Annotated in this window: 2 protein-coding genes; both read left to right on the top strand. The window is 58.1% G+C overall.

Annotated elements, in window-relative coordinates:
• Nucleotides 1-447: Hcp family type VI secretion system effector (locus AC1MDC_RS28665; protein ID WP_480394192.1), on the top strand; the 447-nt coding region annotated here is incomplete at its 5' end.
• Nucleotides 448-576: 129 nt separating this feature from the next.
• On the top strand, nt 577-752 hold a 176-nt coding region (locus AC1MDC_RS28670), incomplete at its 3' end, for a hypothetical protein (protein WP_480394193.1).

Below are 752 nucleotides of genomic sequence, written 5' to 3' on the forward strand. Positions count from 1 at the left end.
GCCGACTCCGTTGGCAACACCTACCAGGAAGGCCACGAAGACCAGGTCATGGTTCAGGCTTTCACCCACGACGTGATCATCCCGCGTGACCCGCAATCCGGTCAGCCAACCGGTCAGCGCGTTCACAAGCCAGTTGTGATCACCAAGGTCTACGACAAGGCTTCGCCTCTGCTGCAAGCCGCTCTGACCTCCGGCGAGCGCATGAGCGAAATCGTTATCCAGTGGTACCGCACTTCGGCTCAAGGTACCCAAGAGCACTACTACACCACCAAACTGGAAGACGCGATCATCGTCGCCATCAACAACAAAATGCACAACTGCCAGGATCCAGGCAACGCGCACTTCACCCACCTGGAAGAAGTGCAGTTCACCTACCGCAAAATCACCTGGACCCACGAAGTATCCGGTACTTCGGGTTCCGATGACTGGCGTGCTCCAGTCGTTTAATTACGGCTGATCGTTTCAAGCATCGGCCAGCTCTGCTGGTCGATGTTGTTTACGCCCCTCCAGAATTTCGCGTGCGTTGACCGGTTTTTCCGGTCGACGGGCGCCGCTGTACAGCACGAGGAACAAGGGATGTTCGCGCCGGCCAATGAAACCCACTTTGCCCTGACCATCGAAGGGCTTTCCGCCGATTTCCAGGTGTTTACCCTCACCGGTCGGGAAGCCATCAGCCAGCCGTTTGCCTTCGAGGTGGAGCTGGTCAGTGAGCAGCCGTCGCTGGACCTCGAAACCCTGCTGCACAAGCCGGC

Source organism: Pseudomonas sp. 1 (assembly GCF_056626735.1).